Source organism: Mucilaginibacter sp. CAU 1740 (assembly GCF_039839285.1).
In the GTDB taxonomy this organism is placed as follows: domain Bacteria; phylum Bacteroidota; class Bacteroidia; order Sphingobacteriales; family Sphingobacteriaceae; genus Mucilaginibacter.
The window spans coordinates 42,244-56,999 of sequence record NZ_JBDOQS010000004.1; the positions used below are offsets into that span (position 1 = coordinate 42,244).

The following is a 14,756-nucleotide window of genomic DNA, read 5'->3' on the forward strand; positions in this document are numbered from 1 at the left end:
AAGGTACTATGCCTGGTAATTTACGGTAAAATCAAGTTTGGGATGGATAACTCCCGGTGCTAAAGCGCTATTGCTGCCCTTACTCTCGTTTTCCACCTCGAAGCCGATAAAGTCATCGGCACTAAATAGCAGATAACGTTGGTTTTCGCCAAAGATCAATTTAAATGAATAATTGCCCGCGTTTAATAAGTAAGGAGGGATAACGCATTTAACATGATATAAACCGGTGTTTGAATCATTATTGGTTGAGATGAGCACGCCATTATGAAACACGGGGATCTCGTCGCTGTTCTTTAATTCGAAAGTAGCATCGAGGTTGATGCCTGCCTTTTTGTTAAAAAACGTCATCTCAAAACTAAGCCCCGTTGATATGGAAATACTTTCGCCCTCCAACGATCTGATCATAAATTTCAGCACCCTGATATTTTCATTACCTGGTGCCGAATCCAGATTGCCACGGTGCTCAAAGCTTGATTTTGTATTGTTATTGGTTTGATAGAAGCTAACTGCTTCCAGCTGTTTATTTTGATAAATGAGCTGCCCGTTGGCCAGTACAATCCCTTTATTGCAAAGCGTTTTCACCGCGGCCATATTATGGCTCACAAATAAAACGGTACGACCTTCGCCTTTGCTTACCTCGCCCATTTTGCCAAGGCATTTTTTCTGGAACTCGGCGTCACCTACGGCTAATACCTCATCTATAATTAAAATTTCACTCTCAAGGTGCGCAGCCACCGCAAAGGCTAACCGCACATACATCCCCGACGAGTAGCGTTTTACCGGTGTATCGATATAACGTTCAACGCCCGAAAAATCAACTATCTCATCAAATTTCCGTTTGATCTCGGCTTTGCGCATACCCAAGATGGCACCGTTGAGGTATATATTTTCGCGCCCGGTTAATTCGGGATGGAAGCCTGTTCCTACCTCCAGCAAACTGGCTATACGTCCTTTCATTTTTACCGAACCGGTAGTAGGGGAGGTAACCCGGCTTAATATTTTGAGCAAGGTACTTTTGCCTGCACCATTCCTGCCTATGATGCCTACCGCATCACCTTGTTCAACTTCAAAGTTGATATCACTCAGGCTCCAAACCACATCGCTGGTGCCTTTGGTGCTGCGGTCATTGATCTCGCCTATTTTTAAAAACGGATCTTCTTTGCCCCGTAGCCTGGCCCAAAAACGTTCCAGATCGCGTGAGATGGTACCTGTGCCGAAATCGCCAAGTTGATAGGCTTTTGAAAGATTTTCTACCTTAATTACCGTGCCCATTTATACTGTATCAACAAAAGCTTTTTCAACTTTATTAAATACCACTGTTCCTATTATCAGGATAATAACTGTGGTTAACGCGCTATAACCTAAAAGTTCCCAACTGAAACTACCCTTTCCTAAAAAGCCGTACCTGAAGGTTTCAATTACCGCTGTGATAGGATTGGCCTCAATGATCCAGGCATATTTGGCATGCTGGGTTTGCACTACAGATAAGGGGTAGATAACCGTAGTAGCATACATTAAAAGTGGCACACCGAAAGTGACCAGAAAAGCGATGTCGCGGTATTTGGTAGTAACTGCCGATATGATCATTCCCAATCCTAATCCCAACGAAGCTATCATCAGGATAAGAACGGGTAAAAGCAATGCGATATAATTAGGTGCGATATGTTCGCCCTTCGCTAAAAATACAATATAGAGCACAACAAACAATGCCAGTTGCACGGCGAAACGCACCAGGTTTGATAATACGATACTCACGGGCATAATTAACCTCGGGAAGTACACCTTGCCCAGCATGGCGGCATTATCCTTAAATACAGTTGATGTTTTGATCAAACAATCAGAAAAATAGTTCCAAACGATGGTACCGGCAAGGTAAAATAATGCTTTAGGCAAGCCATCAACCGGGATACCGGCCAAACCGCCAAACACCACGGTGTAAAACACAATGGTTACTATGGGCTGCACAAAAAACCATATAGGCCCTAAAATGGTTTGTTTATAAAACGAAATAAAATCACGGCGTACTAATAATAATAACAGATCGCGGTAGTGCCACAGTTCTTTCAGCTTCAGATCGAGCAGGCTGCTTTTGGCATTTATTTCAAAATCCCATTTTTCTTCGCTCGCGCTACTCATTGATCAGCTGCTCCAGTTTTATCATATAATCGTGTTCATTAAAATGAGTTACACATTCCTGCTGCAGATTTTTGCGTTTTGTGGCGGTTAATGGATTTTGTAAGTGCTTTGAAATAACCCTATCAAGCTGCTCAAGGTTATCAGGATCAATAGCTTCGCCCAGTTCGCCGTTTCGTATGGCATCTATGCTGCCATCGGCATTGCCGCAAACAACAGGCAAGCCACAGGCCATGGCTTCGATAAACACAATACCGAAACCTTCTTTTTTACTCGGCAAAACAAACAGGTCGGCCAATAAAAAATGATCGGCCAGCTCATGTTCATCAACAAAGCCGGTTAATATGATCCGGTCATTTACATCGCATTCGGCAATCAGTTTTTGGATGCGGTTGTATTCCTGGTCATCATATTTGCCCGAAAGCACATATTTTATCTGCGGAAATTTAGTCTTTAAGCTGCCTAATGTTCTGATAACCTGATCGTACCCCTTGTATTGTTCGGTACAGGCCAGGCGGGTTAATGAAAAAATAACTACATCGTCATTTTTCAAGCCATAGCGTTTTAAAAGCTTTTCGGGCTTTTCAAACACATGGGGCAGTTGTATAAAGGGATCGATGGCGTTGTTGAGCACAAAGCATTTATCTTCATTAATGCCATGCCTGCTTATCATTTGTTGTTTGGTGAAATTACTAACACAGATCACCTTATCGCAGTTATTAAGTAACCTCCGTTTAAAAAATGAAAGCGGCCGCCAAACCTCAATACCATGTGCAACCAGCCATATCTTACAATGAGGGTTTATAAATTTTAACACATGGCCTATAATGGAAAGGTTAATGTGGCTCAGCACAACCACATCAAGTACCATTGGGTTAAAAATGGTTTTTAAAACAAAGTTTATGCGGTTTACGCCAAAGCCTTTAAAATAAGCGGGCGGCAGATATTGCTGCATCAAATCGTTAGGCTTATCATAAGCCGACCACAGTTCAAAATGCCATTTGTTTTTTAAAGCTACCCGATGTAGGGAATGGCCAAGCGTGCGGGTCATTTTTTGAATGCCGCCCGTGGTACTGAAAGTTTGTAAAGTAAATAGAGTTACATTTTTAGGCATTGTTTTGTACCTGATACAGGGCAAAAGCTTTTGACCAGTGCAGGTTGTTATTTTTAAATTGTTGAATAATGGTTTGGGCTTTTTTTCCTTTATAGTTATTGATGTCGCTTATTTGTTTGTGCCCCTGCATCCAATGTTGTAATGGAAATGTGAAACCCATTTTTGGCCGGTTCCATATTTCGGCTGGGAGCAGGTTACTAAAGCTATCTATCAATAATTTTTTGGGTTGTTCGGTATTAAATCTTATTGTGTTAATAATGGATTGAGCGGCCTGGGTAAAATCCTCATCTAAAAAAGGTACCCGCACTTCCAGGCCATGGTTCATGCTCATTACATCTGTATCGCGAAGCAACTGGTTTTGCATATACAGATTGGTCTCGAGCCAGGATGCATGTTCTTCATTATAATTACGTGGCGCCAAACTATCTGCCGACGCAAATAAAACCTCATTGATATGTTTAGTGTCGGTATCCAGAATGGCGGCAATATCGGCAGGTAAAAACAAGCCTCTTAATACAAGATAATCGGCTACCAGGCTATCAACACTTAAAAAGCTCAATCTTTTATAATTGTCGGGAGCAAATGAACTGAACGCCCTAAGTAACTTTGATGGGAGCTTGCGTAGATAGCCAAGGAGTTTTATCCGCTTAAATGAAGGGTATCCTCCAAAAAATTCGTCGGCTCCAATACCTGATAGTACTGCTTTTAAGCCATCATCGTGCGCGTACTTACTGATAAACCAGCTGTTAATGCCATCGGTTGTAGGCATATCCATCGCGTTCATGATCTGCGGAAAAGAAGCCTCAAAATCATTTTGCTTTACCAGGTGTAAAAAGTTTTGACCATTTGTTTTATTGGTGATGATTTGCTGGTAGCCACGCTCGTCGTAGCTTTTTTCATCAAAAAATATCGAAATGGTTTTAAGTTGCTCTTTTTTGTACTGATTTGCCAGCAAAGTGATCAGGCTTGAATCAATGCCTCCACTTAAAAAAACACCTATGGGCGCATCGGCTATCAATTGCCTTTTTACACTATTGTTAAGCGACTCGCTAATCAATTGCCGCGCCTCATTAATATCCGTTATAATATTTGATGTGCTTTGGCTTTGGTAGCTATTTAGCGTGTATTGGGCGGTGATATTATTCCAGCTTAAAAAATGCCCTTTAGGCAAGCTAAATATATTTTTTAAAGTTGTATAAGGCTCGGGTATATGGCCAAACGCCAGCAACCTGATCTGCCATCCGCCATCATTTTCGGTATGGAGACAGGCTGCTTTAAACGCCCGTACCTCTGATGCGAAACTGAGCGTTTTATTTGCTGTAGAATAATATAAAGGTTTTATACCGGCGGTATCCCGCACAAGGTAGGTTGTAGCCTTTTTAATATCATACAACGCGAAGGCAAACATCCCCCTCAATTTTGAAAAAGCTGTGGTGCCCCAATAGATGTAGGCCTGCAAAATAACCTCGGTATCAGAGTCTGATTTGAATTTTGCGCCTAATGTTGAAAGCTCCTTTTTCAGTTCGGGATAATTATAGATCTCGCCATTAAAAGTTATCCAGGCTTTTTGATCAGCATCGGCCATGGGCTGGTGCCCATTTTGGCTCAGATCAATGATGGATAAACGCCGGTGACCAAAAACCAATCCGGCCTGGTCATCATAAAATATGCCCTCATCGTCCGGCCCGCCGTGTTGCTGCGCCCCGCACATCTCCTTTACTTTATTCCGGATCTCGCCTATCGGCAAGTTGCCAGAAACAATTCCCGCTACGCGGCACATGGTTGGTTGTTTTTCATAGCTTCGCCCCGTAAGTCACAGTTTTATTTTGTAACTTATTAGTTATTAAATGTTTATGCTTCAGGGGTCACAAACCGTTCGTATCTATCTAATATGGTCGCAAATAATAAAATATAATCTACAGACCAAAACAATTTTCCTGTTTTTAAAAGCGCTCAATAAGCGATGTGGCAACGTGTACAATGATGGAATAACCTATGCTTTCAAGGCGTAAGATCAACTGTTTTTGCGATCTGCGCGATACCACCTCGCCCGTCATCCCTTTCAACGCACCTGCCTTTATAATGATCTTTTCGCCCGGTTGCAGGTCCTCCTCCGTTATCTCCAATTCGTAAGGGCTTGCCATTAACAATTTAAGTTCCTGGATCTGCCTATCGGGCATTATGGCGGGCTTGCCCGAAAAATAAAGGAATCGTGAAATGCCTTTGGTCATCAATACTTCGGCCTGCTCGTGCTCAGTAATGTTTACAAACAGGTACGATTTAATAAAAGGCTCTTCAACCCATTTTTTACGGTCGCTCCATTGTTTAAGCTGGCGGTGCAGGGGTAAATAAACATCAATCCCTTTTGTAAGCAGCGCTTCATATGCTTTTTTTTCGGCCCTTGGGTTGGTGTAAACCGGGTACCATTTGTTTACCGCCATACTCAATTTGTAAGAAACAATGTTTACTACTCAATGAATTTAAAACCAATTTTTAGGGTTCCACCACTTTTTCTTCTCATCATCCAGGTAATAGCCCGAGCCTTCGTAGCCGCTGTAATCCGAATAATAGTAATAACGCGAGCCTGTATATTCGCCGGTAAATTTGGTAGTATAATATCTCGAGTGCAGCAAATCCTCTTCAAAGGCGTTTAAAACTATAACTGTGTTATCAAGCTGGTACTCTTGTGCTATACGTTGGGGCACTGTTGCCGCGTAAAATTTTGATTTGCCCGACCGGATCACAAAAACATTGATATCGCTCATCCGGATAAGCGGGATAGCATCAGATACCAGGCCGATAGGGGCGGTATCTATCATGATCACGTCATACCGTTTTTTTAATTCTTCAACTAACGCTTTCATGCGGTTGCTGTGCAACAATTCTGAAGGATTAGGAGGTACAGGGCCCGATACTATAAAATCCAGACCGGTTTGTACATCTACGGTTTGAATGATATCATCGATTTCTGCCTGGTGTGCCAGGTAATTGGTTAAGCCAACATCATTAGGCACCTGGAAAGTTTTGTGCAAACGCGACCGCCTCAAATCGGCCGCTATCAAAATCACCTTTTTATCAATAAGCGATAGCGTGCTCGATAAGTTTACCGCCACAAAAGATTTGCCTTCGCCCGCAACTTCTGATGTTATACAGATCACCTTATTGGTTTTTTCGGAAGCCAGGAAACTTAGGTTGGTACGTACAGATCGTACCGATTCGGCAAAAATGGATTTGGGTTTCGCAACAGCGAGAGCTTGCTTGTTATTTTCGTCAATCTCGTCTGGGAATTTTCTTATAACCCCAAGTATAGGAATAGAGGTAAGGCTTTCAACGGTTTCTTTATCATAAATAAAAGGGTTTAATACCCTGATCAATATGATCATGCCAAGGCCTATGGCCAAACCTAAAATAATAGCGGTACGGTGAATGTTATGCTCATTAGGTGAAACCGGATTAAAGTTCGGCTGCGCTAATTCAATTATAGTAGCGCCTGGGAGTATGCCTGCTCTGCTAATCTGGGCTTCGAGTTTTTTTTCGGATAAAAAAGAATAAACCTTATCGTTAATTTCAAAATCGCGCTGCAGGCTAACCATATCCCGTTGAGCGGCGGGCAGGGCTTCGATGGTTGTGTTAACCTGCCCAAGCTGGCTATCCAGATACTGTACGTTTTTTTCAAGCCCCACCCTTATCTGTTTGATATTGTTAAGGGCTGTATTTTTTATTTGTAAAATACTTTGATTGATGTTTTGAATAGGCTGCGAATCTGCATTATAGGTTGATAGCAGGCTGGCCCGTTCGGTTATCAGGTTATCTAACCTGGTAACAAGCGCTTCGAGCGAAGGGAGGTTTGTTCCGCCCACATTAAAGTTAAGCGTTACGTTGTTTTTTTCCTTATTGATCTGTTCGGCCAGCTGATCAAGCGCTATGAGCTGGATCTTTAATAATGATTTATTGGTTTCAAGTTCGGATGCTTTGGTGGCCGAGGTTGTTGAGGCAGCGGTTACATCCAGTATCTTTGATTTTTTCTTATAGCTTTCGATAGATTTTTCGGAGCCCTTAACTTCAGAAGAAAGGTAGGCCAGCTGGCTATCAATAAAATCGATCATCTGCGAGGCCGATTGGGCTTTCTGGTTTCTGTCAAATATCACATACTCGTTCATGATGGCGTTGAGCACATCGGCAGCAAACTGTGGGTTCGAGTCGGTTTCCTGTATGGCAATGATATTTGAATTTTTTGCCGTTTCGCCAGCATACAAGCCGCCTTGTACCCTGCCTATAAAATCTTCGGGAATGTTAAACTTAAACTGGTAAATGGTATTTGACGGAACGGTACCGGGATATTTTATCCTGAAGCTGGTATTGCCTATACTTACCAGACTTCCGTAATTATGATTAGCCTGAACATCTTTACCGTTAAGCTTATAGCTCAGATTATAAGTTTGCTGGTTAACCGGCTTAAAAGTCATTAGGCTGTGAAAAAAGTTCAGGCTGTCAAACTTTATCAGGTTAATATCCAGTGGTTTTTGAGGATAGCTTTCGGTGGTGCGCACTCGGCCTGATATGTAAAAGCTTGTACGGTAATCAAGATCTTTTATGGCAGTTAATATCAGGCTGCGGCTGGTAAGTACCGATGTTATACTTTGTATTTTTGATGGGCCACGCTCAGGAACGGTCATTACCGAGATCAGATCAGAGATCTCGGATTTTTTTTCTTCGATTTTAAGCGTACCGGAAGTAGCGTATATTTTTGGGGTATACCACAAATAGGTATAAGATATGGCCGATGCTAATATTACCGATGCCGCTATCCAATACCAGCGGCTCAGCAGTATTTTACCGATCTTAAAATAATCAATTTCCTGGCTGGGTAGCTTTCGCTGAACTTTCTCTAATTCTTCCATTTACCGATGCGAGAGCGTGAAAATAATTAATGCTGTGTTGAGTAACAGTAACACAGGTTGCGTAATAACCGATAGGTTTTGTAGCTTCTCATTACGTATAGCACGTTTATTTTGCGCTATATAAATAACATCACCATTTTGAAGAATGGCCCGCGGATCATTAATTGACTGGATATCTCTCAGATTAATTTCGGCAACCTGCGGATTAAGCTGATCGCCCCTTATTATCTTTACGTTTGTTTCGTTTGCTTTATCTGTTAAGCCGCCTGCTTCGCCTATCATTTCAACCAGTGTGGTCCTGTCTTTGGTTAACGTATAATTTCCTTGTGCTTTTACTTCACCAAGCAGTGTTATTTTCAGATTAACTATTTTTACTTCAATTATAGGGTCTTTAAGCAGGCTTTTACGATATAAATCCTCAATTTGTTTTGCAGCCTCAGGCCTGGTAAGGCCGGCAACTTTGATATGGCCAATTGCGGGTAAAGCAACAGTGCCATCATCTTCAACCTGAAAAGTTTGGCCTGGCGTGCCGGCACTACCACCATTATTTGAGCCTGAACCAGCGGCCGGCGTCTCGTCTACTATATATTTAATATTTTGCAGGTTTTTAATTTGTAATATATCCTGCGGCTTAATACGGTAGCTGCCGGTTGCAATATTGGCTTGTTTTTGGGCTGAAACTGTGTCTGTTACAGCTTGTTTTGGTTCAAATAGATATTGGTATTGCTTGTTGGCACATGAAGATACTATTAAAGCGATCCCGATGATCAGGCAGGTAGATATATAATTGCGCATATTTAACTATAAAAGTTCTCGTAATATTTAATTATAATTAGGCTACGAACCCAAAATTACATAATTTGCGGCTATAAATACGCTGTATTTTGCCTAAAGTTGAAAGGTTGAAAATCTCTCTCATTACCATAGTTTATAATGCCCAGGATACCATTAGCAAATGTATCGAATCGTTGATAGGGCAAAATTATCCCGATATTGAGTATATTATCATTGATGGTGGGTCAACAGATGGTACACTACAGATAATTAACCAGTACCGCTCCCATATCCACATTTTGGTATCTGAACCTGATAAAGGCATATATGATGCCATGAGCAAAGGAATATCCCTGGCTACCGGCGAAATTGTGGGCACACTCAATGCCGATGATTTTTTTTCCCAACCAGATGTTTTATCATCAGTAGCACAGGCATTTTTAAATAATGATACAGAGATTGTTTACGGAAATCTGGATTATGTAAATCCTTCCGGAAAAATTATCCGTAAATGGCGTAGTACTCAATGTGGAAAAAAATCCTTTAACTGGGGTTTTATGCCCCCGCACCCCACTTTTTATTGTAAGCGTTATTTGTTTAAAAAACTGGGTTTTTATCAGCTTGAATATGGTTCGGCCGGCGACTATGAGTTGATGGTTCGGTTTATGTATAAGTACAAGGTTAAAAGCTTTTATTTAGATAAAGTAATGGTTAACATGCGAGTTGGCGGCGTAAGTAACAAAAGCTTCGCGAATCGCGTAAAAGCCTGGAAGTTTGACTTAAATGCTATGCGTAAAAACGGGATAAAGTTTCCGGTTTTAGCTATTATATTAAAGCCTTTAAGGAAGATTTTTCAATTTATTTAATTAAAGGTTAACCTTTTTTGTAGTCCCCCGTATAACAGGTTGTGAGAATGAATAGGCCGGTCAACAAAAATACTTTATAGTATATGCTTGAATTTCTACGCTCTTATCATTTTATTTATAATGTACTTATTGTTGTATTATCAGCATTGGTAACATTATTATGTATCCCATCCATATTACATGTGGCGCGCGCCAGGCATTTGTATGATGATGTTGGCCATTTCCGTAAGCAGCATGATCACGGTATCCCACGCCTTGGTGGCGTAGCTATTTTTGTAAGTTTTACCATTACCGCACTTTTATTTGGCATTATTGATAAGTCATTACCAATAAGTTACGTGCTTACCGCTTGCATCATTTTGTTTGCTATGGGTTTAAAAGATGATCTTTCGGGCGTAAATTCAAGCACCAAATTCCTGATCCAATTTATTGTAGCCGCTATACTGGTAATTCCCGGCGATATCCGGATCTCCAGCATGTATGGTATTTTTGGTATCGAAACTTTGCCATATATCCCCAGCGTAATATTATCTGTATTGGGTATTATGCTTATTGTTAATTCATTTAACCTGATAGATGGTATTGATGGTTTGGCAGCTACTACCGGCATTGTTGCTAATAGCGCTTTTGCAGCTTTGTTTATTTATCTTAAACAGTACGAACTGGCGGCAATATCGCTTGCTATGGTTGGCGCTATAGCTGGTTTTTTAAGGTATAATATTACCCCAGCTAAAATATTTATGGGTGATACCGGCGCGCTGCTTATCGGCTTAATATCGGCGGTAATGGCTATAAAGTTTATGGAATTAAGCAAGGTATCTGGTGGTAAACTTCCTTTTGATTTTACTGCACCATCTTTAACCATTGCCATATTGATAGGGCCCGTTTTTGATACTTTAAGGGTATTTACGTTACGCATCCTTGATGGCCGATCGCCTTTTGATGCCGATCGTAACCATATTCATCATCGTATCCTTAAGCTGGGTTTAACCCATTTGCAAACTACATTGGTATTGGCAGGCATGAATATAGTTTCAATAGCCATGGTGTTGTTGCTAACCAGTTTGAGTAATTCATTGCTTATTGTATTGATATTGCTGCTATCGCTGTTTTTTAACTGGATGATCACCTTTTTTATCCGTTCTAAAGAGCGTGAAAGCCTGTCATTACGTAATCTCTTCGCGTAAGCTTTTATAATAGCTGGCGTATGTAACCGCTATGTAGTATTCAATTAAAATCTCTCCGGTAAGCTGTAGGTTAAGTAACTTTGCTACTCTATCACAGCACAACAATGAATATAGCTATAAATGGATTTGGCCGGATAGGCCGTATTTTTTTAAGAAATATTTTAGCACAACCCGATATTAGGGTAGTTGCCATTAATGATCTTACCGATACGCAAACCCTCGCGCATTTATTTAAATATGATTCTGTGCACCGCGGCTTTAAAGGTACGGTTGAGCATAATGATCAAAACCTCATTATAAACGGCACCGCGATTAAAGTACTGGCCGAACGCGATCCGCTTAACTTACCCTGGGCTACACTTGATATCGACCTGGTAATTGAATCGACCGGTAAATTCACCTCAAAGCAAGGTGCTGAAGCTCACTTAAAAGCCGGCGCTAAACAGGTGATCATATCAGCGCCTTCGGCTGATAAAGATGTACCCACTGTTGTACTTGGGGTTAATGATGGCCAGATAGACCTGCAATCGCCTATATTATCCAACGCTTCATGTACAACCAATAATGTGGCCGCCATGGTGAAAATACTTGATGATAACTGGGGCATTGTTGATGGTTACATTACTACAGTACACTCTATGACAGGCGATCAAAACCTGCACGATGCGCCACACAAGGACCTGCGCCGCGCACGGGCGGCTTCGGCATCTATCATCCCAACAACAACAGGTGCTGCCAAAGCCATAACCAATATTTTTCCGCATTTGGAAGGAAAATTAGGTGGTGCTGGGATCAGGGTACCGGTGTTGAATGGCTCATTAACTGATTTTACGTGCAGCCTCAAAAAGCTGCCTACCATAGTTCAAATTAATGAGGCTTTTAAACAGGCCGCAGCCGGTGCTATGAAAAATGTGTTGGAATATACCGAAGATCCGATCGTATCGACAGATATCCTTGATAATCCGCATAGCTGCATTTTTGATGCCCAGCTAACCTCAATTGTTGGCGGCTTGGTAAAAGTGGTTGGTTGGTATGATAACGAAATGGGCTACAGCAGCCGCCTTGCCGATCTGGTTATGCAAATAGCTGAACTTAAAAAACAACCGGCTTGATCAATTGATTGTAAATAATAAAGCCCTCTTGCTTTTGGCTAAGAGGGCTTTTTCAGTTATACAGTTTTAGTTATTTCTTGTAAAGGATATTGGCGGTTGCTGTTGTTGCAGTTGAGTTTTTACCGTCAATATAGTAGTAGGACGAAAAGCCGATGGTTTCGCCGCTTTTCTTCAGAATGTCGTTTTGCGCTTCAATAGCAAGATCAGCTTGCTTATAAGCTTTTGAAAATACCAGTTCGCGTTCCAATACCAGTTTAGTGAATTTTTTACCATCAATAGTTACTGTAGTGGCCGATTTGATCACAACGTTGTTCAGGTTATCTTCAAGATAATTAGTAGCTACCTGGTTTTCTTTGTTGATAGTAGTGAAGCTAAAATTGGCCAGGCTGGTTTTTGAAAAATCTTCTTTAAAATGCACTGCTGATGATTTTTGATATTCATCAGGATTAAGGATCAGGTTTACAGTTTCAACATAGTTTAAATAAAGTACATCGTCGGTTACTTTGGTAGTTACTATTTGTGTAGCAATGTCAAGTTTTACAGTTGCTGATGATGAACCGCTTCCTGAATCTTCTGTTGTATTATTACCTTTTGATGGTGTTGGTAAAGTATTAGTAAGTTTTCGGCAGCTAAAAAGGGTAGTGGCTAATATTAAGCAGGTAATGTATCTTTTCATATCAAATTAATTTCAGGGTTTTTGAAAGCTATTAGGCAACAACTATGCCCTACTCCTTTTTGGGGTAATGATAACCAGCAGGTAAAGGAATTTAACCCTGAGATTGGATGTTTAACCACATATGGTAATTTGAGCGTTTGTGCTCAGTTATTTGTGTGGGATAAAAATTCCCCAATCGTGGATTTTTCCCATTTTTGCGCCTATGATCAGGTTTATTAAAGTTGAAGAACTATTACATGTTCGGAACGAAGTACTGCGTGAAGGCAGGCTAACCCTCGATGAATGCCGTTTTCCTTCGGATAACGAACCCGGTAATTTTCATTTGGGCTATTTTATAAATGAGGAGCTGGCTTGCATAGCTTCGTTCCATCCGCAGCCATACGGCGAACTTATCGGCGTGGGATACCAGCTGCGTGGAATGGCTACAACAGAAAAATATCGCGACAAGGCATCGGTAATCAGCTTGTTAATTTTGCTTTAGATCATTTGAGTGGGCTGAAGGCGGATTACCTATGGTGTAACGCCCGTAAAAAAGCTGTGAAGTTTTATGAAGGCCTGGGATTGGAGATCGTCTCACCCGAATTTGAGGTGCCGGGCATTGGTCCGCACTATGTAATGTATGTTAAAATAAAATGAAATTTAAACGGTTTTAGGTAGCTTTTTTATTTTTTCCTTAAGAATTTAGAATTAAAATGCTGAATTTGCGCCCGTTCATTACAATGACCCTTTAAATAGTATGAAAACAGTAGATCAAATTAGTTTTGCCGGTAAAAAAGCCCTGATCAGGGTTGATTTTAACGTGCCTCTTGATGAAAATTACAATATAACTGATGATAACCGCATGACGGCTGCTTTGCCAACCATCAAAAAAATATTAAAAGATGGCGGTAAAGTTATCCTTATGTCGCACCTGGGCCGTCCGAAAGATGGTCCGACCGAAAAATATTCATTAAAACATATTGTACCTCATTTATCTGATCTGTTAGGTCAGCAGGTTGAGTTTGCTGATGATTGCATTGGCGAGCAGGCTGTTGAAAAAGCAAAAGCATTGGGCAACGGCGAGGTTTTATTATTAGAGAACTTACGTTTTTATAAAGAAGAAGAAAAAGGCGATGTTGCCTTTGCCGAGAAACTTTCAAAGTTAGGCGATGTTTATGTGAACGACGCCTTCGGTACAGCTCACCGCGCGCATGCTTCAACAGCTATCATCGCGCAGTTTTTCCCTGAAGCTAAATTTTTCGGTTACCTGATGGCTGCCGAGTTGAACAATGCCGAGAAAATTTTGAACAATGCCCCTAAGCCGTTTACAGCTATCATGGGTGGTTCGAAAGTATCTGATAAAATTGAACTGATCGAGAAATTGCTTGATAAAGTTGATAACCTGATCATTGGCGGTGGTATGGCTTATACTTTCGCTAAAGCTGATGGCGGTAACATTGGTACTTCATTGGTTGAGATGGATAAACTTGATCTTGCTATTAGCTTACGTCAAAAAGCAAAAGATAAAGGTGTTAACCTGTTATTGCCTTTAGATAATATCATTGCTGATGCGTTTTCGCCAACAGCTAATACTGATGTTGCTAAAACCGGCCAGATTAAAGAAGACTGGATGGGCTTAGATATCGGCCCTGAAACTGTTGCACTGTTCAGCAAAGTAGTTGAAGAATCAAAAACTATTTTATGGAACGGCCCAATGGGTGTGTTTGAAATGGAGAAGTTTTTAGGCGGTACTAAAGCTATCGCGCAAGCTGTAGCTAAAGCAACCGAAAATGGCGCTTTTTCACTGATTGGTGGTGGCGATTCGGCTGCAGCAGTAGCTAAATTCGACATGACTGATGAAGTAAGCTACGTATCAACCGGTGGCGGCGCTTTATTAGAGTACATGGAAGGTAAAGAACTACCAGGCGTTAAAGCTATCAACGACTAATTAATCAAATTAATATGAAAGAGGCCCGGTTGCTAAACAGCCGGGCCTCTTTTGCGTTTGTAAGAA

14 protein-coding genes are annotated in these 14,756 nt (G+C 41.1%); 6 read left to right on the plus strand and 8 right to left on the minus strand.

Features of this window, described 5'->3' with window-relative positions:
• Window positions 1-6 precede the first annotated feature (6 nt).
• The 7 genes from AAFN85_RS10500 to AAFN85_RS10530 all read right to left on the minus strand — a co-directional run bounded on the left by AAFN85_RS10500 (window position 7) and on the right by AAFN85_RS10530 (window position 8,943).
• A complete protein-coding gene (locus AAFN85_RS10500; RefSeq protein WP_347527174.1) occupies window positions 7-1,272 on the minus strand; it encodes an ABC transporter ATP-binding protein in 1,266 nt (421 codons plus the stop codon).
• A complete protein-coding gene (locus AAFN85_RS10505; RefSeq protein WP_347527175.1) occupies window positions 1,273-2,136 on the minus strand; it encodes an ABC transporter permease in 864 nt (287 codons plus the stop codon).
• Window positions 2,129-3,247, minus strand: coding sequence for a glycosyltransferase family 4 protein (locus AAFN85_RS10510; protein WP_347527176.1), 1,119 nt, complete (start codon window positions 3,245-3,247; stop codon window positions 2,129-2,131). Before AAFN85_RS10510 ends, AAFN85_RS10505 begins: the two co-directional genes overlap by 8 nt.
• On the minus strand, window positions 3,240-5,027 hold the full coding sequence (gene asnB / locus AAFN85_RS10515; protein ID WP_347527177.1) for an asparagine synthase (glutamine-hydrolyzing): 1,788 nt from the start codon (window positions 5,025-5,027) through the stop codon (window positions 3,240-3,242). Before asnB ends, AAFN85_RS10510 begins: the two co-directional genes overlap by 8 nt.
• 163 nt (window positions 5,028-5,190) lie before the next feature.
• Window positions 5,191-5,688 (minus strand): UpxY family transcription antiterminator, encoded by a 498-nt coding sequence (locus AAFN85_RS10520; RefSeq protein ID WP_347527178.1) that lies wholly within the window; start codon window positions 5,686-5,688, stop codon window positions 5,191-5,193.
• A gap of 39 nt (window positions 5,689-5,727) precedes the next feature.
• The gene (locus AAFN85_RS10525) at window positions 5,728-8,148 is read right to left on the minus strand and encodes a polysaccharide biosynthesis tyrosine autokinase (protein ID WP_347527179.1); all 2,421 of its coding nucleotides are present in this window, start codon (window positions 8,146-8,148) and stop codon (window positions 5,728-5,730) included.
• Window positions 8,149-8,943, minus strand: a complete 795-nt coding sequence (locus tag AAFN85_RS10530) for a polysaccharide biosynthesis/export family protein (protein WP_347527181.1) — start codon at window positions 8,941-8,943, stop codon at window positions 8,149-8,151.
• 107 nt (window positions 8,944-9,050) lie between these two features.
• On the opposite strand from AAFN85_RS10530, the gene AAFN85_RS10535 reads away from it, so the two are divergent.
• From AAFN85_RS10535 to gap, 3 genes are all read left to right on the plus strand, one after another.
• Window positions 9,051-9,788: a glycosyltransferase family 2 protein gene (locus tag AAFN85_RS10535; protein ID WP_347527182.1), complete on the plus strand. Its 738-nt coding sequence runs from the start codon at window positions 9,051-9,053 to the stop codon at window positions 9,786-9,788.
• An 83-nt stretch (window positions 9,789-9,871) separates the two neighbouring features.
• Window positions 9,872-10,975 (plus strand): MraY family glycosyltransferase, encoded by a 1,104-nt coding sequence (locus AAFN85_RS10540; protein WP_347527183.1) that lies wholly within the window; start codon window positions 9,872-9,874, stop codon window positions 10,973-10,975.
• A 104-nt stretch (window positions 10,976-11,079) separates the two neighbouring features.
• Window positions 11,080-12,087 (plus strand): type I glyceraldehyde-3-phosphate dehydrogenase, encoded by a 1,008-nt coding sequence (gene gap, locus AAFN85_RS10545; protein ID WP_347527184.1) that lies wholly within the window; start codon window positions 11,080-11,082, stop codon window positions 12,085-12,087.
• Window positions 12,088-12,157: 70 nt separating this feature from the next.
• Here the strand turns inward: gap and AAFN85_RS10550 are convergent, their stop codons facing one another.
• Entirely contained in the window at window positions 12,158-12,763 is a 606-nt protein-coding gene (locus AAFN85_RS10550; RefSeq protein WP_347527185.1) for a hypothetical protein, read from the minus strand.
• A 202-nt stretch (window positions 12,764-12,965) separates the two neighbouring features.
• Between AAFN85_RS10550 and AAFN85_RS10555 the strand changes: the two genes are divergently transcribed.
• From AAFN85_RS10555 to AAFN85_RS10565, 3 genes are all read left to right on the plus strand, one after another.
• Window positions 12,966-13,244, plus strand: a complete 279-nt coding sequence (locus AAFN85_RS10555; protein WP_347527186.1) for a hypothetical protein — start codon at window positions 12,966-12,968, stop codon at window positions 13,242-13,244.
• A 5-nt stretch (window positions 13,245-13,249) separates the two neighbouring features.
• Window positions 13,250-13,399 carry a hypothetical protein gene (locus AAFN85_RS10560; RefSeq protein WP_347527187.1) on the plus strand — a complete coding sequence of 50 codons (150 nt, stop codon included), beginning with the start codon at window positions 13,250-13,252 and terminating at the stop codon, window positions 13,397-13,399.
• Window positions 13,400-13,499: 100 nt separating this feature from the next.
• Window positions 13,500-14,690 (plus strand): phosphoglycerate kinase, encoded by a 1,191-nt coding sequence (locus AAFN85_RS10565; RefSeq protein WP_347527189.1) that lies wholly within the window; start codon window positions 13,500-13,502, stop codon window positions 14,688-14,690.
• Window positions 14,691-14,756 lie beyond the last annotated feature (66 nt).